This is a genomic window from Agromyces atrinae (genome assembly GCF_013407835.1).
GTDB classification, from domain to species: Bacteria; Actinomycetota; Actinomycetes; order Actinomycetales; family Microbacteriaceae; genus Agromyces; species Agromyces atrinae.
On sequence record NZ_JACCBI010000001.1, the window covers coordinates 2,344,336 to 2,366,901 of the forward strand.

The 22,566-nt window shown below is 68.1% G+C and carries 28 protein-coding genes and 1 pseudogene; 13 read left to right on the top strand and 16 right to left on the bottom strand.

Translation table 11 applies throughout. The annotated features are described in order from the left end of the window. Position 1: 1 nt before the first annotated feature. Entirely contained in the window at positions 2-1,123 is a 1,122-nt protein-coding gene (locus BJ972_RS10855) for a bifunctional 2-methylcitrate synthase/citrate synthase (protein WP_129172428.1), read from the bottom strand. Between the two features lie 213 nt (positions 1,124-1,336). On the opposite strand from BJ972_RS10855, the gene BJ972_RS10860 reads away from it, so the two are divergent. Next, positions 1,337-2,224 (top strand): DUF559 domain-containing protein, encoded by an 888-nt coding sequence (locus BJ972_RS10860; RefSeq protein WP_129172427.1) that lies wholly within the window; start codon positions 1,337-1,339, stop codon positions 2,222-2,224. Positions 2,225-2,291: 67 nt separating this feature from the next. Here BJ972_RS10860 and prpB read toward each other — a convergent pair whose 3' ends face one another. The 3 genes from prpB to BJ972_RS10875 are packed head-to-tail and all read right to left on the bottom strand — an operon-like array spanning position 2,292 to position 5,800. Then, complete coding sequence (gene prpB / locus BJ972_RS10865; protein ID WP_129172426.1) at positions 2,292-3,191, bottom strand: methylisocitrate lyase; 900 nt, start codon at positions 3,189-3,191, stop codon at positions 2,292-2,294. After that, positions 3,191-4,729 carry an MmgE/PrpD family protein gene (locus tag BJ972_RS10870; protein WP_129172425.1) on the bottom strand — a complete coding sequence of 513 codons (1,539 nt, stop codon included), beginning with the start codon at positions 4,727-4,729 and terminating at the stop codon, positions 3,191-3,193. Before BJ972_RS10870 ends, prpB begins: the two co-directional genes overlap by 1 nt. A 30-nt stretch (positions 4,730-4,759) precedes the next feature. Further along, positions 4,760-5,800: an enoyl-CoA hydratase/isomerase family protein gene (locus tag BJ972_RS10875; RefSeq protein WP_129172424.1), complete on the bottom strand. Its 1,041-nt coding sequence runs from the start codon at positions 5,798-5,800 to the stop codon at positions 4,760-4,762. Between the two features lie 36 nt (positions 5,801-5,836). On the opposite strand from BJ972_RS10875, the gene BJ972_RS10880 reads away from it, so the two are divergent. After that, positions 5,837-6,469: a LysE family translocator gene (locus tag BJ972_RS10880; RefSeq protein WP_129172423.1), complete on the top strand. Its 633-nt coding sequence runs from the start codon at positions 5,837-5,839 to the stop codon at positions 6,467-6,469. 100 nt (positions 6,470-6,569) lie between these two features. On the opposite strand, the gene BJ972_RS10885 is transcribed toward BJ972_RS10880, so the two are convergent. Further along, a complete protein-coding gene (locus BJ972_RS10885) occupies positions 6,570-7,259 on the bottom strand; it encodes a tetratricopeptide repeat protein (protein WP_129172422.1) in 690 nt (229 codons plus the stop codon). Between the two features lie 60 nt (positions 7,260-7,319). On the opposite strand from BJ972_RS10885, the gene trhO reads away from it, so the two are divergent. After that, positions 7,320-8,216 (top strand): oxygen-dependent tRNA uridine(34) hydroxylase TrhO, encoded by an 897-nt coding sequence (gene trhO / locus BJ972_RS10890; RefSeq protein ID WP_129172421.1) that lies wholly within the window; start codon positions 7,320-7,322, stop codon positions 8,214-8,216. On the opposite strand, the gene BJ972_RS10895 is transcribed toward trhO, so the two are convergent. After that, positions 8,213-8,758, bottom strand: coding sequence for a hypothetical protein (locus tag BJ972_RS10895; RefSeq protein ID WP_129172420.1), 546 nt, complete (start codon positions 8,756-8,758; stop codon positions 8,213-8,215). The two genes, trhO and BJ972_RS10895, sit on opposite strands and share 4 nt — an antisense overlap. After that, entirely contained in the window at positions 8,755-9,615 is an 861-nt protein-coding gene (locus BJ972_RS10900) for an LssY C-terminal domain-containing protein (protein ID WP_129172419.1), read from the bottom strand. The genes BJ972_RS10895 and BJ972_RS10900 overlap by 4 nt, the downstream gene beginning before the upstream one ends. 36 nt (positions 9,616-9,651) lie before the next feature. Here BJ972_RS10900 and BJ972_RS10905 point away from each other — a divergent pair, with 36 nt between their 5' ends. From BJ972_RS10905 to BJ972_RS10925, 5 genes are all read left to right on the top strand, one after another. After that, positions 9,652-10,848 (top strand): cysteine desulfurase-like protein, encoded by a 1,197-nt coding sequence (locus tag BJ972_RS10905; protein WP_129172418.1) that lies wholly within the window; start codon positions 9,652-9,654, stop codon positions 10,846-10,848. Between the two features lie 116 nt (positions 10,849-10,964). Then, positions 10,965-12,011, top strand: a complete 1,047-nt coding sequence (locus BJ972_RS10910; protein WP_129172417.1) for a hypothetical protein — start codon at positions 10,965-10,967, stop codon at positions 12,009-12,011. Continuing rightward, positions 12,008-12,313 carry a hypothetical protein gene (locus BJ972_RS10915; RefSeq protein WP_164989862.1) on the top strand — a complete coding sequence of 102 codons (306 nt, stop codon included), beginning with the start codon at positions 12,008-12,010 and terminating at the stop codon, positions 12,311-12,313. Before BJ972_RS10910 ends, BJ972_RS10915 begins: the two co-directional genes overlap by 4 nt. Then, complete coding sequence (locus tag BJ972_RS10920; protein ID WP_164989861.1) at positions 12,310-12,597, top strand: WXG100 family type VII secretion target; 288 nt, start codon at positions 12,310-12,312, stop codon at positions 12,595-12,597. Before BJ972_RS10915 ends, BJ972_RS10920 begins: the two co-directional genes overlap by 4 nt. Then, the gene (locus tag BJ972_RS10925; RefSeq protein WP_129172415.1) at positions 12,594-13,445 is read left to right on the top strand and encodes a hypothetical protein; all 852 of its coding nucleotides are present in this window, start codon (positions 12,594-12,596) and stop codon (positions 13,443-13,445) included. The genes BJ972_RS10920 and BJ972_RS10925 overlap by 4 nt, the downstream gene beginning before the upstream one ends. A 7-nt stretch (positions 13,446-13,452) precedes the next feature. Here BJ972_RS10925 and BJ972_RS17305 read toward each other — a convergent pair whose 3' ends face one another. From BJ972_RS17305 to fdxA, 4 genes and pseudogenes are all read right to left on the bottom strand, one after another. Beyond that, positions 13,453-13,758, bottom strand: coding sequence for an SDR family NAD(P)-dependent oxidoreductase (locus BJ972_RS17305; protein WP_277871219.1), 306 nt, complete (start codon positions 13,756-13,758; stop codon positions 13,453-13,455). A 104-nt stretch (positions 13,759-13,862) separates the two neighbouring features. Further along, positions 13,863-14,216 (bottom strand): annotated as a pseudogene (locus BJ972_RS17310) (SDR family oxidoreductase); the annotation flags it as partial. Next, on the bottom strand, positions 14,213-15,064 hold the full coding sequence (locus tag BJ972_RS10935; protein WP_129172414.1) for an SDR family oxidoreductase: 852 nt from the start codon (positions 15,062-15,064) through the stop codon (positions 14,213-14,215). The pseudogene BJ972_RS17310 and the gene BJ972_RS10935, both read right to left, overlap by 4 nt. A gap of 113 nt (positions 15,065-15,177) precedes the next feature. Then, on the bottom strand, positions 15,178-15,498 hold the full coding sequence (gene fdxA / locus BJ972_RS10940; RefSeq protein WP_129172413.1) for a ferredoxin: 321 nt from the start codon (positions 15,496-15,498) through the stop codon (positions 15,178-15,180). An 80-nt stretch (positions 15,499-15,578) separates the two neighbouring features. Here fdxA and soxR point away from each other — a divergent pair, with 80 nt between their 5' ends. From soxR to BJ972_RS10955, 3 genes are all read left to right on the top strand, one after another. After that, on the top strand, positions 15,579-16,064 hold the full coding sequence (gene soxR, locus BJ972_RS10945) for a redox-sensitive transcriptional activator SoxR (protein WP_129172412.1): 486 nt from the start codon (positions 15,579-15,581) through the stop codon (positions 16,062-16,064). Positions 16,065-16,134: 70 nt separating this feature from the next. Next, entirely contained in the window at positions 16,135-16,734 is a 600-nt protein-coding gene (locus BJ972_RS10950; RefSeq protein ID WP_129172411.1) for a superoxide dismutase, read from the top strand. Positions 16,735-16,804: 70 nt separating this feature from the next. Beyond that, positions 16,805-17,305 (top strand): flavin reductase family protein, encoded by a 501-nt coding sequence (locus BJ972_RS10955; RefSeq protein WP_129172410.1) that lies wholly within the window; start codon positions 16,805-16,807, stop codon positions 17,303-17,305. Positions 17,306-17,412: 107 nt separating this feature from the next. Here BJ972_RS10955 and BJ972_RS10960 read toward each other — a convergent pair whose 3' ends face one another. The 4 genes from BJ972_RS10960 to BJ972_RS10975 form a co-directional block, all read right to left on the bottom strand. Next, positions 17,413-17,760 carry a hypothetical protein gene (locus BJ972_RS10960; RefSeq protein ID WP_129172409.1) on the bottom strand — a complete coding sequence of 116 codons (348 nt, stop codon included), beginning with the start codon at positions 17,758-17,760 and terminating at the stop codon, positions 17,413-17,415. After that, positions 17,753-18,313 carry an alpha/beta hydrolase family protein gene (locus BJ972_RS10965; protein ID WP_129172408.1) on the bottom strand — a complete coding sequence of 187 codons (561 nt, stop codon included), beginning with the start codon at positions 18,311-18,313 and terminating at the stop codon, positions 17,753-17,755. Before BJ972_RS10965 ends, BJ972_RS10960 begins: the two co-directional genes overlap by 8 nt. Before the next feature lie 331 nt (positions 18,314-18,644). After that, a complete protein-coding gene (locus BJ972_RS10970; RefSeq protein ID WP_129172407.1) occupies positions 18,645-19,910 on the bottom strand; it encodes an MFS transporter in 1,266 nt (421 codons plus the stop codon). A gap of 37 nt (positions 19,911-19,947) precedes the next feature. Continuing rightward, positions 19,948-20,583, bottom strand: coding sequence for an isochorismatase family protein (locus tag BJ972_RS10975; protein WP_129172406.1), 636 nt, complete (start codon positions 20,581-20,583; stop codon positions 19,948-19,950). 118 nt (positions 20,584-20,701) lie between these two features. On the opposite strand from BJ972_RS10975, the gene BJ972_RS10980 reads away from it, so the two are divergent. Then, positions 20,702-21,652 carry a GlxA family transcriptional regulator gene (locus tag BJ972_RS10980; RefSeq protein WP_129172405.1) on the top strand — a complete coding sequence of 317 codons (951 nt, stop codon included), beginning with the start codon at positions 20,702-20,704 and terminating at the stop codon, positions 21,650-21,652. A 30-nt stretch (positions 21,653-21,682) separates the two neighbouring features. On the opposite strand, the gene BJ972_RS10985 is transcribed toward BJ972_RS10980, so the two are convergent. Next, positions 21,683-22,051, bottom strand: a complete 369-nt coding sequence (locus tag BJ972_RS10985; RefSeq protein WP_241830697.1) for a winged helix-turn-helix transcriptional regulator — start codon at positions 22,049-22,051, stop codon at positions 21,683-21,685. 84 nt (positions 22,052-22,135) lie between these two features. On the opposite strand from BJ972_RS10985, the gene BJ972_RS10990 reads away from it, so the two are divergent. Beyond that, a complete protein-coding gene (locus tag BJ972_RS10990; RefSeq protein ID WP_129172404.1) occupies positions 22,136-22,537 on the top strand; it encodes a nuclear transport factor 2 family protein in 402 nt (133 codons plus the stop codon). Positions 22,538-22,566 lie beyond the last annotated feature (29 nt).

Consider the following 22,566-nt stretch of genomic DNA (forward strand, 5'->3'; position numbering starts at 1 on the left):
CTCAGTCCTTGACGGGTACGTCGCGCTCATCGACGCCGTTGTAGACCGAGAGCGGGCGGATGAGGGCGTTCGCCGCGCGCTGCTCGAGGATGTGCGCCGTCCAGCCCGTGACGCGGCTCGCCACGAAGAGCGGCGTGAACATCTCGGTGTCGAAACCCATGAGGTGGTACGCGGGGCCCGACGGGTAGTCGAGGTTCGGGTAGATGCCCTTGCGACCCACGAAGTCGGCCTCGAGCGCGTCGTAGAGTTCGGCGAGATCGGGACGCTCGTAGTAGTCGACGAGCGTGTCGAGCGCGGCCTTCATCGTCGGCACGCGCGAGTCGCCGTTCTTGTAGACGCGGTGACCGAAGCCCATGATCTTGCGCTTCGTCGACAACGCCTCGTCGAGCCAGGGGCCGACGCGGTCGGCCGTGCCGATCTCGTCGAAGACGTGCATGACGGCCTCGTTGGCACCGCCGTGCAGCGCGCCCTTCAGTGCGCCGATCGCTCCCGTGACCGCCGAGTAGAGGTCGGCGAGCGTCGAGGTGATGACGCGGGCGGTGAACGTCGACGCGTTGAACGAGTGCTCCGCGTAGAGGATCATCGACACGTCGAAGGCCGAGACGACGGGAAGCTCGGGCACCTCGTCGAAGGTCTGGAAGAGGAAGTTCGCCGAGTAGCCGAGGTCGTCGCGCGGCTCGACGAAGTGCAGGCCGCGGCGGCGACGCTGATCGTACGAGACGATCGAGGGCAGCTGCGCGAGGAGGCGCAGGGACTTGTCGAGATCGGCCTCGCGCGAGTCATCCGCCGTCGTCGGGTCGGAGGCGCCGATGACGCTCACCGCCGTGCGCACGACGTCCATGGGGTGCGCCGTGAGCGGCAGCTCGTCGATGATGCGCTTGATGTGGTGCTCGAGGCCCCGGTAGGAGCGCTCCTTCTCCTCGAAGGCGGCGAGCTCGGCATCCGTCGGCAGTTCGCCGTTCCACAGCAGGAACGCGACCTCTTCGAACGTCGAGTTCGCAGCGAGCTGCTGCACGGGGTAACCCCGGTAGAGCAGCGAGTTCGTCTCGGGATTGACCTTCGAAATCGCGGTGTAGTCGACGGGCACGCCCGCGAGCCCCTTGTAGATCTCCTGCTCGCTCATGCGTTCCCCTTCGATGCTCGTGGCGTCCGATCAGCCTACTCGGCGCCGCCCCCGCGCAATTCTGCGAGTTGCCACAAATGCCCCGTCCGAGAGGCGCTCAAGGGGGCATTCGCGGCAACTCGCGCGGCCTCCACAGGGTGGAGCGGCGCGGCAGCTTTCCCCAGCGCCGGCCGATGCGGTGAGCTTTCGCGGGGCGCCCGCGAGCATGAGCGGATGACTCGACGCAACGACCTGCCTGAAGAGCTCACCGCCCGACCGTTCCGCGTCGAAGAAGCCCGCGCGCTCGGTCTCTCTCGCAAGAGACTCCAGGCCAGTGACCTCGCGAGCCCGTTCTGGGGCGTACGGCGTGAGGCGGCGCCCGATCTCGATTACGCCGCTCGATGCAGCGACCTCATTGCGGCACTCGATCGACCGGCGATTCTCAGTGGAGTCAGTGCGGCGAGGCTGCACGGTCTCCCACTGCCCCGCCGGTGTGACGACGTCGGGTTCGAGGTCGCCGTGCGCCCTCCGGCGCGCGCTGTACGCCGGCCCGGAGTCACCGGGCGGCGGCTCGCCATCGCCGACATCGACGTCATGACTCACGGTTCGCTCGTGCTGACGACTCCCGCCCGCACGTGGTGCGATCTCGCCACTCGGCTGACGTTTCACGAACTCGTCGCCGTCGGCGATGAAGTGACTCGCCGAGCCGGCGACGCGGCTGGCGAATCGCTCCGTGCCGTACTCAGCCGATTGGTCTCACCCCGTCACTCGACGAAGCTTCGCCTCGCACTCGACTTCGTCGATCCGCGCGCCGAGTCGCCGAAGGAGAGCGAGCTCAGGATGATCCTGCACGAGGCGGGCTTACCGACCCCCGAAGTGAATCCGTCGATCTACGATGGCACTCGGTTCGTGGCGCGCGTGGATCTGCTGTTCCGCGATGAGCGTGTCGTCGTCGAGTATCAGGGCGACCAGCACCGCACCGACCGGACTCAATGGAGGCGTGACATCACGCGCCGGGCCGAGCTCGAGTCGCTCGGCTACACGGTTATCGAGGTCACTCAGGCCGACCTTATCCGGCCCTCCGCGCTCATCACCCGCATCCGCCGGGTCCTCGCCTCATGACGAGTTGCCACGATTGCCCCGTGCGAGGCGCTCTGCACGGGGCAATCGTGGCAACTCGCAGAAATAATCAGCGCTCGACGGTGAAGGTGAAGACGGAGTCGTCGAAGCGGCCGTAGCCCTCGTAGTCGATGAGGTCGTAGAGGTCGGCGCGGTGCTGCATCTGATCGAGCAGGCCCGTGAGGCGGCCGGCGTTCTCGAGCTCGTCGAGGCCGCGCGAGGCGGCGCCCATCGCGAGGCGCAGGAGTGAGACGGGCCAGATCACGAGGTTCATGCCCACGTCGGCGAGCTGCTGCACGGTGAACAGCTCGCTCTTGCCGAACTCGGTCATGTTGGCGAGCAGCGGCACGTCGACCGCGGCGCGGATCGCCGCGAACTCGTCAAGCGAGGCCATCGCTTCGGGGAAGATCGCGTCGGCACCGGCATCCACGAGCTTCTTCGCGCGGTCGACGGCGGCCGCGAGACCATCGACGGCACGGATGTCGGTGCGCGCCATGATCAGGAAGTTGGGGTCGCGGCGCGCATCGACGGCCGCACGCACGCGCTGGAGCGCCGTGTTCTCGTCGACGACCTGCTTGCCGTCGAGGTGACCGCAGCGCTTGGGGTTGACCTGGTCCTCGATGTGGAGGCCCGCGAGTCCGGCATCCTCCATCTCCTGCACGGTGCGCGCGACGTTCATCGCCTCGCCGAAGCCCGTGTCGGCGTCGACGATCGCGGGCAGATCGGTCATGCGCGCGATCTGCTTGGCGCGAGTCGCGACCTCGGTGAGCGTCGTGAGTCCGATGTCGGGGAGGCCGAGGTCGGCCGAGAGCACGGCGCCCGAGATGTAGACGCCGTCGAAGCCCTTCTGCTCGATGAGGCGTGCCGAGAGCGGGTTGAACGCGCCCGGGAAGCGCTGCAGCTCACCGCTCGCGAGCGCCGCCCGGAAGTCGGCGCGCTTGTCGGCCGGCCTCTTCTGCGAGTACAGCATCAGAACAGTCCCTTCGGGGTCTCGACCGAGGTCAGTACGCCCGGTGCGGCGACGAACGTGAGGCCGCCGAGCTCGTGCGGGGCGAGGTCGGGCAGACGCTCCGCGACCGAGAGGAAGCGCTCGATCTCGGCAGGCTCGAGCACGGGGCCGGCGAGCGTGCGGAACTTCTGCACGTAGTCGGCGCGGGCGAACGGTCGGGCACCGAGCGGATGCGCATCGGCGACGGCGATCTCGTCGACGATCTCGCCGCCGTCGGCGAGGGTGATGACGACACGTCCGCCGAAGGCCTTCTCGCTGATGTCGAGCGAGTGGTAGCGGCGCGTCCACTCCTCGTCCTCACGCGTCGTGACCTTGTTCCACAGGGCGACGGTGTCGGGGCGGTTGGCGCGCTCGGGGGTGTACGAGTCGACGTGGTGCCACGAGCCGTCCTGCAGTGCGACGGTGAAGATGTACGGGATCGAGTGATCGAGCGTCTCGCGGCTCGCGCTCGGGTCGTACTTCTGCGGGTCGTTCGCGCCCGAGCCGATGACGTAGTGCGTGTGGTGCGACGTGTGAAGCACGATCGACTCGATGCGGTCGGGGTCGTCGAGGATGAGCGGGTACGCCTCGTGCAGGCGCCGCGCGAGGTCGATCCAGGCCTGCGCCTGGTACTCCGCCGAGTGCTCCTTCGTGTACGAGTCGAGGATGGCGCGCTTGGCCTCACCGGCATCCGGAACCGGCACCTCGTACGAGCCGTCGGGGCCGTCGAGCAGCCACGCGATCACTCCGTCTTCGCCCTCGTAGATAGGGACGGGGCTCGTCTGCCCGCGCATCGCGCGGTCGACGGCCTCGACCGCCATCTTGCCGGCGAAGGCCGGGGCGTGCGCCTTCCACGTCGAGATCTCGCCCTTCCGCGACTGGCGCGTGGCGGTCGTCGTGTGGAGGCCCTGGCCGATGGCCTGGAAGATCGTCTCGGTGTCGAGTCCGAGCAGGGTTCCGATGCCGGCCGCGGCGCTGGGGCCGAGGTGCGCGACGTGGTCGATCTTGTGCTTGTGCAGTGAGATGCCCTTGACGAGGTCGATCTGCACTTCGTATCCGGTCGCGATTCCGCGGACGACATCGCGGCCGGTGAGGCCCCGAACGGATGCCAGGTGCTGGGCGACAGCGAGGATCGGGGGGATGTTGTCGCCGGGGTGCGAGTACTCGGCGGCGAGGAACGTGTCGTGGTAGTCGAGCTCGCGCACGGCCACGCCGTTCGCCCAGGCGGCCCACTCGGGCGAGGTGCGCCGAGCCGAGTCGACGCCGAACACGGTCGCGCCTTCGCCGCCGATCGAGACGGGGTGGCTGAGCGCCTGCCCGCGGGCCGAGACGATCGGGCCGCGCACGAGCGAGGCTGCGGCGACCGCCGCGTTGTCGATGACGCGGTTGACGATCATCTCGGTGACATCGGCGTCGACCTCGACGGGATCGGTCGCGACCTCGGCGAGCTTCCAGGCGAGCTGGCCCTCGCGGGCGAGGTTCTCGTCGCTGCGGTGGGTGCGTACGCGGTGCTGGTGCATGGGTGTTTCCTTTCGGGCGCCTGGTTCAGGCTACGGCCAGAGTGCCGTGGGTACGTCGTGGTGGAGTGCGGAGTCTGCGGTGGTCGGCGCGACCTCGGCGAGGGTCGCCGGGTTCCAGCGCGGGGTGCGGTCCTTATCGATGACCTGAGCGCGGATGCCCTCGGTGAGGTCGGGCTGCTCGAAGAACCACGTCACGAGGCGCAGTTCCTGTTCGAGCGCCGCGCGCAGGTCGGGCAGTTCGCGCGCGGCACGCACCGACGCGAGGGAGACGACGAGTGCCGTCGGCGAGTTCTTCTCGATCTCGGCGAGGGCGGCGAGCGCGGCCTCGGTTCCGAGCGCGCGCAGCCGGTCGAGGATGTCGGCGACGGTGTCACCCGAGAAGGCCTCGTCGATCCACGAACGGTTCGCTTCGAGTTCCGACGGGCCCGGGGTGTCGTCGAAGAGCAGCACGATCTCGGACGGCGAACCCGGGTCGGCGCGTTCGGCCAGCGCGCGACGGAGGTGCGGCAGCCGGTCGCTCTCGAGGAAGTAGTCGGCGAAGCCCGCGTAGATGGCGTCGGCGCCGGTCATGGTCGACGAGGTGAGCGCGAGGAACTCTCCGATGCGACCGGGTGCGCGACCGAGCAACCACGAGCCGCCGACATCCGGGGTGAATCCGATGCGGGTCTCGGGCATCGCGACGCGCGAGCGCTCCGTGACGATGCGGATCGACGCGTGCCCCGCGAGACCGACCCCGCCGCCCATGGTCACGCCGTCCATGAGCGCGACGACGGGCTTCGGGAACTCGTGGATCGCGGCATCCAGCCGGTACTCCTCTTCGAAGAAGTGCACCGCCTCGCCGCCCTGACCCGTCGAGACGAGGCCGTAGAGGTTGCGGATGTCGCCGCCCGCGCAGAACCCGCGGTCGCCCGCGCCGTCGAGCACGACGAGCGCGACCTCGGCGTCGGAGCGCCAGTCGTCGAGAGAAGCGGTGAGCTCGCGCACCATGTCGAGCGTGAGCGCGTTGAGCGCATCGGGCCGATCGAGGGTGAGATGCCCGACTCCGTCGGACACGCTCGCGAGAACACTCATCCCCTCACGGTATCGCGGCAGGGATACGATCACGGCATGGTCCCCGTCGAGAACCTGATCGGTTTCATCGTGGCATCCGCTGTGCTCGTCGTCATGCCGGGGCCGAGCGTGCTCTTCGTCATCGGCCGCACCCTCGCCCTGGGTCGCACGGGCGGACTGCTGAGCGTGCTCGGCAACGCCCTCGGCATGCTGCCGCTCGTCGCCGCCGTCGCGCTCGGTGTCGGTGCGCTCGTCGCGCAGTCGGTCGTCCTCTTCACCATCGTGAAGATCGCCGGTGCGCTCTACCTCGTCTGGCTCGGCGTGCAGGCGATCAGGCACCGACGGGATGCCGCGGCGACGAGTGACGTCGCACCGCGATCGCCGTGGCGGCTGCTCGCCGAGGGCTTCGTCGTGGGTGTCACGAACCCGAAGACGATCGCGTTCTTCGTCGCCGTGCTTCCGCAGTTCGTGTCGTTCCCGGCGGGGGCGATCCCTCTGCAGCTCGCCGAGCTCGGCGTCGCCTTCATCGTGCTCGCCCTCGCGTTCGACAGCGTCTGGGTGTTCGCGGCGGGCGCGGCCCGGTCGTGGTTCGGCCGCTCGCCGAAGCGCATCGAGCACCTGTCGGCCGCGGGCGGCGTCATGATGATCGGCCTCGGCGGCGTGCTCGCCGTCAGCGGCAACAAGCACTGAGCGGCGGCCGCGCCCCTTGAGAGTCGCCGTTCGTGTCGAGAATCGCCGGTCTACCGGGTCGACTCGACGCAAACGGCGATTCTCGGCGGCGGGACATGTGTCAGTCGGGTAGGCGCGGCTCTGCGTCGGCGAGCGAGGCGATCGCGACCTCGTCGCCTCCCGCGGCGGCTTTCCATCTCCACTCGGATGCCTCGTCGTCGCGCCCCTCGGCAAGCAAGTCGAGTGACAGGTTCCATGCCGCATGCGCATCGCCGAGCTCATACGCTCGGCGATAGACCAGCTCGGCTCCAGCGAGGTCACCGCAGCGCGACAGGATGTTCGCATACGGAAGCATGCACATGAGCTCTTCTGCTTCCGCTCCCTCTCTCAATACGCGCGTGCCCTCGTCGACGCGACCCGTCACCCGGAGGAGGTTGCCGAGATCGGCCCACGCCGAGCCGTAGTGGTACATGCCCTCGCGCAACTGCGACTCGGCCTCCACCTCGGCGAAGTGCTGCCACCGCCAACACCCGACGGTGCCGACGGCCGCGAGTCGCTCGTCACCGTCGAGCACATCGATCGCCGCCGTCATCGACGCGATCGCCGATCTCATGTCGCCGAGCTCGCTGTGCACCCAGGCCGCTTCGGTCAGTCCGATCGGGTAGCCGAGCGCCCACACCTCGGCACAGACGATGAGCGCCTCATCGAGCGCGCCGTCGGCGACGAGGGCCTCGATGTAGCGCAGGCCCGTCTGCCCGCTCGGCAGTGAGACCCACGCCGCGCGGAAGGCGTCGAGGTCGTCATCCGTCACCCCCGCACCCTACCGCCGCCCGTGATCTCGGCACGGGGCGCGCACGTCTAAGATTCTCGGGTGCCCGTCGCGAAAGTCCTGCTGTACTACGTCTTCACGCCGCTCGCCGACCCCGAGGCCGTGCGCGTGTGGCAGCGCGACCTGTGCGAGGGTCTGGGGCTGCGCGGGCGCATCCTGATCTCGGAGCACGGCATCAACGGCACGGTCGGCGGCGAGCTCGGCGCGCTCAAGCGCTACGTCCGCAAGTTCCACTCGTACGGGCCGTTCGCGGGCGTCGAGATGAAGTGGAGCGAAGGCCGCGGGCTCGATGACGACGGCGCGAGCCTCGACTTCCCGAAGCTCAGCGTCAAGGTGCGCGACGAGATCGTGAGCTTCGGCGCCCCGGGCGAGCTGCAGGTCGACTCGAGCGGTGTCATCGGCGGCGGCATCAAGCTCTCCCCCGACGAACTCCACGGTCTGCTCGCCGAACGCGACGACGTCGTCTTCTTCGACGGCCGCAACCGCATCGAGGCCGAGATCGGACGCTTCGACGGCGCCGTCGTGCCCGATGTCGCGACGACGCGCGAGTTCATCGACGAACTCGAATCGGGCCGCTACGACCACCTCAAGGACAAGCCCGTCGTCACGTACTGCACGGGCGGCATCCGTTGCGAGGTGCTCTCGGGCCTCATGAAGGCGCGCGGTTTCGACGAGGTCTACCAGCTCGACGGCGGCATCGTGCGCTACGGCGAGCGCTTCGGCGACTCCGGCCACTGGAACGGCTCGCTCTACGTCTTCGACAAGCGCGGCTCGATCGACTTCAGCGCGAACCCGGCCGTGATCGGGCACTGCCACCGCTGCGGAGAGGCGACGAAACGCATCGAGAACTGCGCGGATGCCTCGTGCCGCGAACTGCTCGTCGTCTGCGACGCGTGCCAGGAGCGCGAGCCCGCGCACTGCGCCGAGCACTCCGCCTAGGCGACCGACCCCCGAGCCCGGCGCTCGCGCGGCCTGCGCGCGTACGCCCGGGCTCCCTGGCTCGACAGCGCGAGCAGCACGAGGATGTCGAGGGCGAGCGTCACGAGTGTGGTGTGAACCGTGATCTCCTGCCCGCCGAGCCACCAGCCGACGAACGAACCGATGATGCTGAGCGTCGCGAACACCATCACGACGACGCGCGCCCAGTTCACGCCGCGGAAGACGAGCAGGGCGAAGAGCAGTTCGATCACGAGCACGATGCCGCCGACGATCAAGACGGTGTTGAGGATGCCGCTCGAGATCGCTTCCTTCACGTCGTTGCCGAGCGCCTGGAAGTCGGGCTCGTCGCCGAGGCCGAGGTCGTCGAGCAGCACATCGTTCCACGAGAAGGTCAGGGCGAGCAGCCACCACACTCCCGCGAGCACGCGCAGCACGACGAGCACGGCGCCCATCGTCGTCGCCGCGGGTCGCCGCAGCACGGGCTGGGTGATCGGCCGCGCGAGGTCGGCGGGTGATTCGAAGGCGCGTCGCTTGTCACTCACGAGGCATCCGCCCCCTCGACGGACGCGGCCGAAGCCGCCGGTGTCGCGACGCCCGTGACATCCACGATGGGAAGGTCGCCGTCGGTGCGGATCGAGTCGCCGCCGCCGTTCCGCGAGTGATAGCCCGTCGAGAAGTCGCGGATGACGTCGACCGAGATCGCCGGGTTCGCACTCTGAAGAGTCTGCACGATGTGGTCGCGTTCGACGTCGGTGTCGGCGTCGATCTTGTGCGTGATCTGCAGAGTGAAGACCGAGAAGCCGACGGCCCGGTCGAAGGTGCCCGCGGCGAGCCACTCGACGCGATGGCCACCGGGCAGGAGCCATCCGTCGGGGCACCGCCAGAAGCGCACGTGGTGGCGCTTCGCGGGATTGCCGGCGACCTCCTGCTGGTACGCGAAGTCCTGCTGCCTGCCGAAGAGGAAGAGGGGGCTCACCGGCGCCTCGTTGTAGCTCTTCCGCGTGATGGTCGACGTGACGATGCGCCAGCTCGACGCGAAGGTGACGTCGTCGGCGCGCGTCCACCCGGCCGTGTCGAGCGCCGCATGCAGGTCGGCTTCGCTTCCGAGCAGGGCGAGGTTGACGGGGTCGCCGAGCAGACCGTCGCTCGTGCGGGCGCGCCCGATGAAGTAATCGGGAACGTAGATGGTCGTCAGGATGCGGTGCAGCCGCGGCAGCACGAGGTACGCGAGCAACACCCAGAACGCGACGAAGACGAGCACGCCCCACCAGCCGAACTGGAACGACTCGGTGAGCACGAGGTAAGCGAGCCAGATGGCCGCGAGACCCGCGAAGACGAAGAAGAATCCGTCGGCGAGCGCGGTGAACGAGTAGCGCCGTGACCGCGTCCCCTCCGACATGACCCCAGCGTAGCGATGCACCCCTATGCTGACGCCATGGCCTACGACATCGCCCGTATTCGCTCGATGTTCCCTTCCCTCACGACCGGCTGGGCGCACTTCGACGGCCCGGGCGGCACGCAGACGCCGCGCGCCGTCGGCGATGCGATCCAGTCGACGCTCCTGCGCCCGCTCTCGAACCGCGGAACGAGCGCTCCCTCCGAGCAGAACGCCGACGACGCCGTGACCGAGTTCCGTCTCGCGGCCGCCGACCTGCTCGGCGCCGACCCCGCCGGGATCGTGCACGGGCGGAGCGCGACGCAGCTCGCCTACGACTTCTCCCGCCACCTCGCCCAGCGCTGGAGTCCGGGCGACGAGATCGTCGTCACGAGGCTCGACCACGACTCGAACGTGCGGCCGTGGGTGCAGGCCGCCGAGCGGGCGGGGGCCACCGTGCGCTGGATCGACCTCGACCCCGAGACGGGCGAGCTCGTGGATGCCGCGAAGGCCGTGACCTCGGCGACGCGACTCGTCGCGGTGACCGCGGCATCGAATCTCATCGGCACGAAGCCCGACGTGCGCGGCATCGCCGACGCGGCTCACGCGGTGGGCGCCCTCGTCTATGTCGATGGCGTGCACTTCACGGCTCACGAGCTGCCCGACATCCGTTCTCTCGGCGCCGACCTGTTCGTGTGCTCGCCCTACAAGTTCCTCGGACCGCACTGCGGAATCCTCGCGGCCGACCCCGCGCTGCTCGAGACGATCGAACCCGACAAGCTGCTGCCATCGACGAACCGTGTGCCCGAGCGGTTCGAGTTCGGAACACTGCCGTACGAGCAGCTCGCGGGTGTGACGGCGGCGATCGACCTGCTCGCGGGGCTCGACGATGAGGCCGCGGGATCGCGACGGGAACAGCTGACGACGTCGTTCGCCGCGATGCACGCGCACGAGTCGGCTCTGCTCGAGCGACTCGAGGCCGGTCTCCGCGAGCTGCCCGGCGCGACGATCTGGTCACGAGCCGCGCGCCGCACGCCGACCCTGCTCGTCACCGTCGACGGCGCCGACACCGCGGCCCTCTCGGCGGGGCTCGCCGAACGTCGTGTGCTCGCGCCCTCCGACAACTTCTACGCCCTCGAAGCCAGTCGGCGTCTCGGCCTCGGCGATGCCGGCGGCCTGCGTCTCGGGCTCGCGCCCTACTCGACGACGGATGACGTGGACCGTGCGATCGAGGGTCTCGCCGCTCAACTCGGCTGATGCCCCTCCCGGGTGTGGGAAACTGAACCCTCACGGATCCGGGGGGAATCGAACTGAGTGACACCGACTTCTGGCTGAACGCCGACGGCCTGCGCGAGCAGGCGACCGCCTTCACCATGTACGCCGACCAGGCCGCGAGCGCGAAGTCCTGGCTCACGAACCTGACCATCACGGATGCCCCGTACGACGCGTACACGCGCGTGGCGAACGCCGCGATCGAGATCCGTTCCTCACTCATCGACTGGTTCGATCACCTCGAGCAGGTACTCGACGGAGCAGCGACCGAGCTCATCGCCGTCGCCGACGACGGCGAGAACATCGACATGGAGCAGGCCGCTCTCATCGATGCGACCGACCCCGACGTCTACAACGGCAACACGCAGTCGCCCGGCGGCGGTCAGGGTGAGATCGCCCCGAGCTATGACCGCACCGACGATTCGCTGCCCGTCTGGGGCCCGCCGACAGGAGGCGCCGCGTTCTTCTGCGACCTCGGCAGCTACGACGAGCTGAACCAGATGGGCACCAACCTCATCCCCGGCGACCTCTTGAGCCCGAGCGAGTGGGTCGACACCGTGCTCGGCTGGCTCGGCGCACAGACGCTGCCCGAGCGCGTTCTCGAGACGTTCGGCGGCCGGTGGGGCGACATGGCGCAGTTCGCCGACACGATCACGGGCCTCGCCGCCCTCATCGACGACATGCGCGGGCACCTCGCGAGCGCCGTCGCCTACGCCGGTGTGCAGTGGCAGGGCTACGCGTCCAATAGTGCGCAGGCGTACTTCGCAGACCTGTTGAACGCCCTGTCCGACGCCCAGGTCGCTCTCTCCGATGCCGGTACGGTCTTCTCCGACTACTGCACGGGCGTCATCCAGGCAGCGGAAGAGATCGCCGGCGCGATCTACGGCTTCTACGACGCCGTGCTCATCGCGGCCGGTGCTGCAGCATTCGGTACGGGAACCGTCTGGACGGGCGGCGGCGGGATCATCGGTTACGGCACAGCCGGCGTCTCGCTTCTCTGGGCGCTCAAGAAGCTCGCCGATGTGAACGACGTGCTGCAGAACATCAGTTCACTGTTCTCGATCCTCGATGCGCTCGACAACCTCACGGGCGACCTCTCGAACTTCGCCGCAACCCTTCCCGTCCCCTCCATGGAGCAGACCTCATGACGTCGGCCGACGAACAACTCGACCCGGATGCGGCGTTCGCCGGTCGCGTCAGCGACGAACGCGCGCCCTTCTCACTGCCGACCGTGGCCGCGAGCGCTCCCGTGCTGATTCAGCTGAGCCGCGAGATGCGAAGCCTGCGCGACAGCACCGACGACCCGAAGCTGCGCGAGGCACTCACCGGCGTACTCGACGGGCGCGCTTCGCTCTCGTCGATCTTCTCGAGCGGCGTGCTGCCGGAGCCGCCCACAGAAATGCCCAAAGATCTGAGGCTTATCCTCGAAGCGAACGAGGAGACGTCATGAAGATCGGCCTGAAGACCGCACCAGCGCTCGGCGCCATCGCGAGCATCAACGGGGGCATCGACGAGATCGAGCGAGCACTCGATGCCCTGCAGGTCGCGGTATCGACCCTCGAGTCGCAGTGGGACGGCGACGCGCGCGAAGCAATGTCGGTGGCCGTGCGCGACTGGAACGAGTCGATCGAGCGCATGCGTCGCATCGGGCGTGAAGCGAACCGCGTCGCCCAGCAGTCCGTCGAGCGTGTGGATGCCTTCGACCGCGGCCGCGCGGGGGCCTGGCACCGATGAGGCGATTGCGCGCGTCGGCGCTCCTCGTGACCGTCGGCCTCGCACTCGGTCTCACCGCGTGCTCCACGGGCCCCTCGAACAGCGTGCAGGTCACGTACGAGATCGACGGCGCCGAGCGCACCCTCACGTTCTCGCCCGACCAGATCACGTGCACGGATGACCGCGTGCACGGGCTCGCGATCTCGAACGACCCGCAGGGCCGCTTCTCGATCGACATCGGCGGCCAGCGCCGCGGCTCGGTCGGCGCCGGCGGCGACGACGGGCTCGTACTCTTCGAGGGAACCGACCTGCAGTTGTCGGCATCGGGCAACGTACTTACCGTCGGCGAGTCCGAGGGCGAAGTCGCCGTCGTCGCCGACTGGAAGCCGGGGGATGACGCGAACGTCGAACCCGAGGATGCCGACCGCTACCCGGCGACGATCTCCGGCTCGATCGAGTGTGACGCGCCCGTCGCCGTGCCGACCGCTCAGCCTGAAGCCACCTCCGACCCGACGGTCACAGGCGTGAGCGTTCGTTTCACCGGTGACGGCATCTCACACACAGCGACCTTCGAGCCGAGCGACGTCTCGTGCGACAGCCGTGTGACGGCGACCGGCGTTCAGCCGCACCCCGGCACGCTCGCGCTCGACTCCTCGGGGCGCCTGCAGGTCTCGGTCGTCGACGACACCGGCACCACGCAGTTCGTCGCGACGGGAGTCAGCGCGACCCCCGAGAGCGACGGTTCGTACTGGCTGCAGAACATCACCGGCGACGTGTCGTACTGGGAAGGCGAGACGAGCGGCACCCTCTCGCCCGAAGACGCCGTCGAGGCATCGGGCACACTCAGCGCCCTGATCATCTGCCCATAGGCGCGTCCTACGCCTGGTCGGTCGGCATGATCCAGAGTTCGCCGATCGAGGCGTGGCGCGGGCGGGTGACCATGAAGGCGATGCCGTCGGCGATGTCTTCCGGTTGGAGCACCTCGACCTGCTCGAAGAACGGCGTCGTCATCGCCTCTTGGATCTCGGCGCGATTGTGCGACGCGAGTTCGGTCGCGACGCCGCCGGGCTCGAGCACGCCGACGCGCACGTGCCTCTGCGTGACCTCCTGTCGCAACGACTCGGTGAAGCCGTTGACGCCGAACTTCGTGAGGTTGTAGACCCCGTACCCGTTCCACGCCACACGGCCGGCGATCGAGCTGATGTTGACGATGTCGGCGACTCGGCGCGACCCCGATTCCCCGCCTCGAGCAGGTGAGGAAGCGCGGCGCGCGTGACGTAGAGGAGTCCGTTGACGTTGACGGCGAGCATCCGCTCCCACTCGTCGACGTCCGCGCCGACGACCGGGCCGAGCAGCATCACGCCGGCGTTGTTGACGAGCACGTCGAGGCGGCCGAAGCGGTCGACGACGCGCTGCACGGCGGCTTCGGCCTCGGCGCGCACCGTGATGTCGGCGACGACGGCGAGGGCGACCCCGCCCGCCGCCTCGATCTCGGCGACGAGAGTGTCGAGTCGGTCGCCGCGGCGGGCGACGACGGCGACCGACGCACCCTCGCTCGCGAGTCGGAGGGCCGCGGCTCGGCCGATGCCACTGCTCGCCCCGGTGATGAGGGCGACGGATGACGCGAGGGCGGCGCTCATGCCGCAGACCCGTCGAAGCCGAGCGACGACGAGAGCGCACGGTGCGCGTCGGCCTGCGCGAGGAGCAGGTTCGCCTTCCGCTCGGCGGCGTCGACGGCATCCGCTCCCGCGAGGAATCGCAGCGGCGGCTCGTCGAGAGCAGCGATCGTGACGAGCGCGGCGGCGAGCTTGGCCGGGTCTCCGCCCTGCGTGCCGTTCATGTCCTTCCACGCCTCGACGGTCGCGCGCGTGCGCTCGTCGTAATCGTCGATGACGAGTTCGGGCCAGATCGACGAGGCGCCCGTGACGAGCAGTTCGGTGCGGAAGAAGCCGGGGTCGACGATCGTGGTCGAGATTCCGAAGGGGGCGACGTCGTAGCGGAGTGACTCCATCCAGCCCTCGAGGGCGAACTTCGACGACGCGTAGGCCGAGCAGAAGTCGAGCCCTTCGAGACCGGCGGTCGACGAGATCGTGATGACGTGACCGCTCCGCTGTGCGCGCATGACGGGCAGCACGGCTCGAGTGACGTTCAGCGGGCCGAAGAAGTTCGTCTCCATCTGCGCACGGAACTGCGCCGGGCTGATGACCTCGAACGATCCGGCGTAGAAGTTGCCGGCGTTGTTGACGAGAACACCGATCGAGCCGAATCGCTCGACAGCGGCATCCACAGCGGCCTGCGCCGCCTGCTCGTCGGTGATGTCGAGGGAGAGCGCGAGGAGGTTGTCGTGCTCGCCGAGGGCGGCGCGCACGCGATCGGCGTCGCGCGCCGTGGCGACGACGGAGTGGCCGGCGGCGAGGGCGGCACGGGCGATGTCGACGCCCATGCCGCGCGCGGCACCGGTGACGAACCAGACGGAGGAGTCAGTCATGGACGACCTTTCGACGAGTGAGGGGATGCCCCCAGTCAATGACTCCGCGCTCCGCCGAGGGAGGCTGACTCTGTAGGGGTACCGGCAGTGACCCCCTCAGAACCGTCCCGCGCTCAGCTCGCCTGGGGCGGCAGGGCAGCGATGAGCGGGTGGTCGAACGACAGGGCGCCCGTGCGAGCGGCGCCTCCGGGCGAACCGACGGTGTCGAAGAACTCGACGTTGGCCTTGTAGTAGTCGGCCCACTGGTCGGGCAGGTCGTCCTCGTAGTAGATGGCCTCGACGGGGCAGACCGGTTCGCACGCCCCGCAGTCGACGCACTCGTCGGGGTGGATGTAGAGCGAGCGCTCGCCCTCGTAGATGCAGTCGACGGGGCACTCGTCGATGCAGGCCTTGTCTTTCACGTCGACGCAGGGCAGCGCGATCACGTAGGTCATGCGTCAGCTCTCGAAGTCATCCGGCCACGATAGAATCTCAAGTTAGCTTGAAGTCAAACGGATGCCGGAGGAGGGCGGTCATGTCAGAGAACCCCGATCCCGACGAACTGCTCACGATCGGTGAGATGAGTTCGCGCACGGGAGTCGCACCGTCGGCGCTGCGGTTCTACGAGGAGCTCGGCCTCATCGCCTCGGTGCGCACGTCCGGCAACCAGCGGCGCTACGCCCGGCACATGCTGCGCCGCGTCTCGCTCGTCACCGTCGCCAAGCGCCTCGGCATCCCCCTCAGCGACGTGCAGCACGCCTTCGCGTCGGTACCGCTCGACCGCATGCCGAGCCACGCCGAATGGCAGCACGCCTCGCGCGACTGGAAGAAGCAGCTCGAAGAGCGCCGCCGGGGCCTCGAACGACTCGAGAGCGAACTCACGGGGTGCATCGGCTGCGGCTGCCTGTCGATGAAGGCGTGCGCCCTCCTGAATCCGGATGACGCGTTGGCGGCGACCGGAGCCGGACCTCGACGACTCGAGGACGACGAGAACCGTCACGCGGCGTCATCCGAGCAGTGACGGTTTGACCTCAAGCGAACTTGAGGTTCTAGCCTTCGGGGAGATCACCCGCCCTCGAAAGGACCCCACCGTGACGGTCTACTCACTCCCCGAACTCCCCTACGACTACTCCGCACTCGAGCCCCACATCTCGGGCACGATCATGGAGCTGCACCACTCCAAGCACCACCAGGCCTACGTGACCGGCGCCAACGCCGCGCTCGAGCAGCTCGCCGAGGCGCGCGCCGCGGGCGACTTCGCGAACGTCAACAAGCTCGAGAAGGACCTCGCCTTCAACCTCGGCGGCCACATCAACCACAGCACGTTCTGGCAGAACCTCTCGCCCGACGGCGGCGGAGCCCCCGAGGGCGAACTCGCTGCAGCGATCGACGACTCGTTCGGATCGTTCGATGCGTTCCGCGCGCACTTCACGGCGACCGCGCTCGGCGTGCAGGGATCGGGCTGGGCCGTGCTCGGCTGGGACGGCGTGGGCGCGCGCCCCGTCATCTTCCAGATGTTCGACCAGCAGTCGAACGTGCCGCTCGGCGTCACCCCGCTCCTGCAGCTCGACGTCTGGGAGCACGCGTACTACCTCGACTACAAGAACGTGCGCGCCGACTACGTGAAGGCGTTCTGGGAGATCGCGAACTGGGCCGACGTGAGCACGCGCTTCGCCGCCGTTGCTCGCTGACTCCCACCCCTCCCCCGGTGGCGGCCGACGGCTCGTCGGTCGCCACCGCACAGCAGAACGGCCTGAGCGCATGACCACCGACATCCCCTCCCTCTACGAGAGCTTCGGCCTCTACGGCAGCGGGGTCACCCTCGTCACCGTGCGCGACGGCGACGACGACCGGTTCTTCATCGCCGCCTCCGTGCTCACGAGTTCCGTCGATCCGTTCACGCTCGCGATCTCGGTCGGTCGCGACCGCGACGCGCTGCCGGCGATCGTCGACGGGGCGACATGGGCCGTCTCCGTGCTCGCCGAACCGCACGTGCCGCTCGTGCGCCGGCTGACCGCGCGCACGACGCGCGACGAACGACTCGACGCACTCGGCGCGGCCGGCGCCGAGCGCTCACCCGAGGGGCCGCTCTGGCTGCCCGACGCCCTCGTGACCCTGTGGTGCACGACACACAGCACGACCCCCGTCAACGACCAAGTGCTGCTCGTCGGCCAGGTCGCCCGCGGCAGCGGTCACGCCGAGAGCGCACCCCTCGTGCGGTGGAACCGCGAGTTCCGCACCGTCGCAGCACTCAGCGCCTGAGGAGGGTCACCTCACCGGATTGTGGGCGGTTGAGGTGTTCACCGTCAGGCAACGCGACGATCCAGCCGGAAGGCGCAGGTGCCCCCGGTCGTGCAGCCGCTCGCTACCTATGGTGAGCCCGCCAGCCAATCATCGAGTTGCAAGGCGGTGACGTCGTGTGTACCTAGCGATGCAAAAGAGCTGCTGCTCACGTCGGCCTTATTGCTGATTGCGGTGACGACGACCAGCGTCACCTTCGCCGCCATGGCGGGGCCGCTGCGTGCTTGACTGCCCGTCACGCCCGGTATCGGGGCGATGATGTGAGACACATCGGTGAAACCCAGATGCGCAATGCCCGCCACAGTCACTCGGACCGCTCCCGCGGCCACGAAAGCAGCGACCGATCGCTCATAGGGCGGGTTGCTGTCCATATCACCCGCGACGATGATCGCCGTCGGGATGCGCTGGCTACTCACCGGAGAAACGCGGCATCCCATCGATATCTGCCACGCCGTCCACGCGAAGATCTGTGCCTCCCGCGAGAAGGGCGGCCGCGCCGCCCAGTGAATGGCCGACCACCACCACGCGATCCATATCGGCCCCAGCGAGGACAGGATTGTGTTGCTTCGCGGCGACGAGCGCGTCGAGAAGGGCAGACAAATCCTTCGCCCGAGTCTCCGTCCAGCTGGCCGCGTTTCGATTGTCTTCGGTAGCGTCGCCCGTTGCGACGAGCCCACTCATAGCGATGGCGCCGTCCAAGATGCGGGTGGCCGCCGCGTCGAAGGGATGGTCAAGGGCGACGACGATAGCACCGTGACTAGCAAGTTCGGTTGCCCAGGTCGACGCCAACCACCTACTGCTGCCGAGCCCTGGGGAGAAGAGCACGACGGGAAACGACCCGGCGTGAAAAGTAGCGCTCGGTGTTGCGCGTCCGCGAGCATCTGCAAGTTCGGAGAAGAGCCACCGCGGCAAGCCGTACTGGCCCGCCAAGCCCTCGATGACGACATCTGCGTCGTTCGCAATGAGCACTGAGGAGACTCCGCGGAGTCCGTCGCCTCCTCGAAGCCCCGCGGGAAAGGGCCACGATGATGAGACCTGACAAGGCGAGTGCTACGACCTGCCAACGCAGGCCTTCGAGCAGAATCGCAGCCACGAACATCGACACTGCTATCGCCTCGAGAGCAACGCGCGATCTGCGCTTCCTCGTCGACGAGGTGATCCCAACAACCGCCAGGGCGATCGCATCGCGTCCGTCGGTCGGCCGAACAGAGTCGTCCGAGCGAATGAGTACACCCCGCGATATCTGGCCACCTCGTCGACAGGACCGACCTCATTGCCGATGCCGTTTGACCCCTTCGCTTCAGCGCCGGGCCCCCGCGACGGCCGATGGAGCGCTCGCTCTCGTCGACGAGCTCGCGTCGAGCAGCGTGGGCGGGTACTGATCCATCTCGGAAGGTTCGGTCGTGCCGTTCGACGGGCGCACGACGGGCGCTAGGAAGATGGCACCCACGACCAGCAGAAGAGGCACGATGAGCGCGATGCGCAGACTCGAGTGCTCACCGATGAAGCCGATGAGCGGAGGTCCGACCAAGAGAGCCGCGTATCCGATGGTCGCGGCGAATGCGACCCGTCGGGCCGATTCGCCACTCCCCTCTCCTGCTGCGGAGAGTGCGAGGGGGAAACCGAGCGAAGCGCCGAGCCCCCAGAGGATGACACCGAGGGCGGCGACGATCTGGTTGTCGACGAACACGACGAGCGCCATACCCGCGGCAGCGCTGATGATGCCGATGCGCAGTACCGGTGCGCGGCCGAACCTCGCCACGGCAGCGCCTCCCGCGAAACGTCCGATCGTCATAGCCGCAGCGAATGCGGCGTAGACGGCCGATCCGAGCGTCGCAGTCACACCATGACCATCGACCATGACCAAGGGGAGCCAGTCGCTCGCCGTTCCCTCGATCAACGCCATCACGAGCACGAGAAGGGCGATGAGGATGAGGCGTGAGTCCTTCCACACCGGTGTCGCCGGTCGTGCGTTGTCTTGCCGACCCGACAACGGTGCCCGTCCGGTGGAACTGATGATGCGCGGCGCAGCGGCGGCAAGTACTCCGAGAGCGATGATTCCGACGACGACGAGATGCCATTCGACCGGTACGGCGAGCGCGGTGAAGAGGATCCCGGCCGATGCCCCGATGAATGTCCCCAGGCTGAAGGATCCATGCAGTTGAGGCAGGACGGGCCGTTTCGAGAGCCTCTCGATATCGGCGCCCTCGACGTTCGTGGCGACCTCGCCGCCGCCCATGCCCAGGCCGAACAGGAAGAGCCCGATGACGACGGTGGGGATGGAACCCGAAGCCGCTCCGAGGCCGATCATGGGCATGCTGAGAATCACGCCGAGAGAGCCGGTGATCATCACGGGCTTCGCGCCGAGACGAGTCACGGCAGGCCCCGACAGCAGAATGCCGAGCATCGAACCAGCCGAGAGGCCGAGTAGCACGACTCCCATCTCGGCGGTTGAGGCGCCGAGAAGGTCTCGGATTGCCGGTGTTCTGGTGACCCACGAGGCAATGGTGAGGCCGGGCAGGGCGAAGAGGGCGAACAGCGACAGTCGTCGCGCTCGGAGTGACATGGGTTGCTCCAGAGTGGGGGGTGATCGCGAATGCGCGCTACTTCGAGAAGAGCGCTGCCCCCGCCATCGCCGAAGTCGGAAGGTTGTCCTTCGACAGCGCGTGGCCCGCGGAAAGAGCGGCGATCCAGGTGGCGGTGGGCTCGACCGCGGCGAAGTTGGAGTTCAGCACGGCCATGAGGGTTCTGTGGACCGTCGGGGCATCGGCGTAGCCTGCATCGTTGCCGATGCTGATTGCTCCGGTCGCGTCAGAGAGCACTTCGGCCCCCATGGCGTGGGTCTCGGCGTCGGCGGCGGAGGCGAGGATGCAGTTGTTCGTCATGTAGCCGACGAGGGTGATGGTGTCGATCGCGTTCTCGTGCAGCCAGTCGAGAAGATCGGTGCCGGCGAAGACAGACCCGTACTGCTTCGTGATCGCCTTCCACTCCGAGGTGCGACGTTCTTCGATGTCGGGGTGCAGCGCGTACCCGGGCAGGGTGGGGTTGAAGACCGGAGCCTCAGTGCCGGCCGAGTGCTGGACGACGACGATCGGGATGCCGTGGGCAGTAGCTGCGTCGATTGCCGAGGCGATCTTCTGGATCGAGTCGGAGGGCGCCGGGTACTGGATCTCCATCGGTCCGCTGAAGTACTCCTGCTGGATGTCGACGAGGACAAGGGCGCGGTGGGGGGTCGTCATGGCGATGCTCCTGAGCTGAAGGGATGGCTGAGGTTCTCAGCCTCGCCCGATTCGGTCATGATTCCCATTGGCACGGGTGCAACGTTACGATGAGATTAGGCCAACGTTGGGAGCTGTCGTGAAGATCGCCGTCTATGCCTTCGATGCTGTGACGATGTTCCATCTCGCCGTGCCACAGATGGTCTTCGATGAAGTGGATCGCCTCGGCCTCGCCTCGTGGAAGACGGTGCTCTTCTCCGACCGCGGGGGGTCGGTTCGCACCGACGAGGGATACGTGCTCAGTCGCGTCGAGGGCATCGCCGCCACCGAGGATGCCGACCTCATCGTCATCCCCTCATGGATCGCGGACGGTCGCGAGCCTCGCCCTGCACTGCGCCGGGCACTCCTGGCCGCCCACGCGCGGGGTGTGACGATCGTCGGTCTCTGCCTGGGGGCGATCGTTGTCGCCGATATCGGCCTCCTCGACGGTCGAAGCGCAGTGACGCACTGGCACTCCGTCGATGAGCTCGCGAGGAAACACCCGGGCGTCGACGTCGATGCGGACGTCCTCTATCTGGATCACGGCGACGTGCTGACCTCGGCGGGAACCGCATCGGGTATCGACGCGTGCCTCCACATCGTGCGCACGCGGCTCGGCGCCGAAGCCGCGAACACGGTCGCGAGAAGCCTCGTCGTCGCGCCGCATCGCGAGGGAGGCCAGGCGCAGTACATCGAGCGCGCCGTTGCACCGCGCGCGACCGACGATCCGATCGCCGTGGCCACGACCTGGGCGCTGCAGAACCTCGGAGCCGAGCTCACGATCGAGAGTCTCGCTTCGGCCGCGCACATGAGCCGCCGCACGTTCGTGCGAACGTTCCGCAACTCGATGGGTGTGACGCCTGCTGCGTGGGTCAGATCCCGCCGTCTCGATGAGGCCCGCCGACTTCTGGAGACCTCGAATCTCTCGATCGATCAGATCGCCGCGAGCTGCGGCTTCGGCAACCCCGTCACACTGCGCCAGAACTTTTCCGCGGCGTTCGGCAGCACGCCGTCGAACTATCGGCGCCGCTTCGACGCGCGGCCCGTGTGAGACGCGACGAGCTTGACTGCGACAGCCGCGCTATCTCGCGCTGTCGTACTGATCGCGAGCGGTGATGACTTCCTCGATGTGACTCTCCGCCCACCGCGCCAGGGCGGTGAGGGGTTCGCGCAGTGTGCGCCCGAGCGGCGTGAGCTCGTAGTCGACGCGGGGCGGCATCTGGTCGTAGGCGGTGCGCGTGATGATGCCGTCGCGTTCGAGGTCGCGCAGGGTGTCGGCGAGCACCTTGCCGCTGATTCCGTTGACAGCCTCGCGCACTTCGCCGAAGCGCAGCGGCCCGGTGCTGAGTGCGATGACGATCATCGCGGTCCACTTGTTGGCGATGCGTGCGAGGGACGTGCGCGAGGGGCAGGTCGCGACCATGACATCCCATGCCGGCAGAGCTTCCACGATTCTTCCTTTAGTTACGTTGAGGTAACAAGTCACTATTTGTAACTATAGAGGTGATCATCCACCGACCGAAGGAATGAACCGATGACCGAACAGACCCCCGCATCCGTGGCATCCACCTACTTCGAGGCACTGGGCCGTGGCGACGTGCCTGCGGCGATGGCCCTGCTCGCCGACGACGTCGTCTGGCACCAGCCCGGCGCCAACCGCTTCTCGGGCGACCACGCGGGCGTGCCCGGCGTCGGCGCACTCCTCGGCGGCATGATGGAGGCGAGCGCCGGCAGCTTCAGCCTGACCGTTGCTGGCCCCGCGATGAGCAACGGAGAACTCGTCGCGATCCCCGTGCGCTTCGCTGGTCAGCGTGAGGGCGCGTCCATGGATATGTCGGGCGTCGACCTCCTGACGGTTCGCCAGGGCAAGATCGTCGAGGTGCACCTCTTCTCCGAAGACGGGCCCGCCGAAGACGCCTTCTGGGGACAGGCCTAATCACACACTTGCGGGAGCATGATGGGTTC

Coding starts and splice junctions, on each gene's coding strand:
- BJ972_RS10855 (WP_129172428.1), bottom strand. CDS start 1,123: ATGAGCGAGCAGGAGATCTACAAGGGGCTCGCGGGCGTGCCCGTCGAC.
- BJ972_RS10860 (WP_129172427.1), top strand. CDS start 1,337: ATGACTCGACGCAACGACCTGCCTGAAGAGCTCACCGCCCGACCGTTC.
- prpB (WP_129172426.1), bottom strand. CDS start 3,191: ATGCTGTACTCGCAGAAGAGGCCGGCCGACAAGCGCGCCGACTTCCGG.
- BJ972_RS10870 (WP_129172425.1), bottom strand. CDS start 4,729: ATGCACCAGCACCGCGTACGCACCCACCGCAGCGACGAGAACCTCGCC.
- BJ972_RS10875 (WP_129172424.1), bottom strand. CDS start 5,800: ATGAGTGTTCTCGCGAGCGTGTCCGACGGAGTCGGGCATCTCACCCTC.
- BJ972_RS10880 (WP_129172423.1), top strand. CDS start 5,837: ATGGTCCCCGTCGAGAACCTGATCGGTTTCATCGTGGCATCCGCTGTG.
- BJ972_RS10900 (WP_129172419.1), bottom strand. CDS start 9,615: ATGTCGGAGGGGACGCGGTCACGGCGCTACTCGTTCACCGCGCTCGCC.
- BJ972_RS10905 (WP_129172418.1), top strand. CDS start 9,652: ATGGCCTACGACATCGCCCGTATTCGCTCGATGTTCCCTTCCCTCACG.
- BJ972_RS10910 (WP_129172417.1), top strand. CDS start 10,965: ATGTACGCCGACCAGGCCGCGAGCGCGAAGTCCTGGCTCACGAACCTG.
- BJ972_RS10915 (WP_164989862.1), top strand. CDS start 12,008: ATGACGTCGGCCGACGAACAACTCGACCCGGATGCGGCGTTCGCCGGT.
- BJ972_RS10920 (WP_164989861.1), top strand. CDS start 12,310: ATGAAGATCGGCCTGAAGACCGCACCAGCGCTCGGCGCCATCGCGAGC.
- BJ972_RS10925 (WP_129172415.1), top strand. CDS start 12,594: ATGAGGCGATTGCGCGCGTCGGCGCTCCTCGTGACCGTCGGCCTCGCA.
- BJ972_RS10935 (WP_129172414.1), bottom strand. CDS start 15,064: ATGACTGACTCCTCCGTCTGGTTCGTCACCGGTGCCGCGCGCGGCATG.
- fdxA (WP_129172413.1), bottom strand. CDS start 15,498: ATGACCTACGTGATCGCGCTGCCCTGCGTCGACGTGAAAGACAAGGCC.
- soxR (WP_129172412.1), top strand. CDS start 15,579: ATGTCAGAGAACCCCGATCCCGACGAACTGCTCACGATCGGTGAGATG.
- BJ972_RS10955 (WP_129172410.1), top strand. CDS start 16,805: ATGACCACCGACATCCCCTCCCTCTACGAGAGCTTCGGCCTCTACGGC.
- BJ972_RS10970 (WP_129172407.1), bottom strand. CDS start 19,910: ATGTCACTCCGAGCGCGACGACTGTCGCTGTTCGCCCTCTTCGCCCTG.
- BJ972_RS10975 (WP_129172406.1), bottom strand. CDS start 20,583: ATGACGACCCCCCACCGCGCCCTTGTCCTCGTCGACATCCAGCAGGAG.
- BJ972_RS10990 (WP_129172404.1), top strand. CDS start 22,136: ATGACCGAACAGACCCCCGCATCCGTGGCATCCACCTACTTCGAGGCA.